At 50.5% G+C, this 309-nt stretch carries 1 pseudogene; it reads right to left on the bottom strand.

Going from position 1 to position 309, the window contains the following annotated elements:
- Positions 1-295 (bottom strand): annotated as a pseudogene (locus GJV78_RS23415) (hypothetical protein); the annotation flags it as partial.
- Positions 296-309 lie beyond the last annotated feature (14 nt).

The raw sequence follows: 309 nt of genomic DNA, 5'->3' as shown, positions 1-309 counted from the left end.
CGCTGCGGGTGGTGCCATCCAGGCGGAATATATGCACCAGCCGGTTTCGTCGGTCAAAGCGGATCGGGTAGTGGGTCCAGGCAAACCACTCCTTTTTCAGTAACTTAAATGTCATGATGATGCTCGGAATGCAGATAAGGCTCATGGCTAATGCCATTTCTTCATGAGGGCCAAACTTCCACCTGATTGATGGAAAATCATCAATAACCGTTGTCAGAAACAGCAGCGAAGCCCCAAAAAAGGGTACCGCGGCAGCCAGGCTAAGAAACCCTTTGCCGGCATAGTATTTATCCACCAGCTCCAGATAGC

It is taken from the genome of Intestinirhabdus alba, assembly GCF_009711095.1.
Lineage (GTDB): Bacteria > Pseudomonadota > Gammaproteobacteria > Enterobacterales > Enterobacteriaceae > Intestinirhabdus > Intestinirhabdus alba.
The sequence above is the reverse complement of the archived record's forward strand: the minus strand, read 5'-3'. Positions and strand labels throughout refer to the sequence as shown.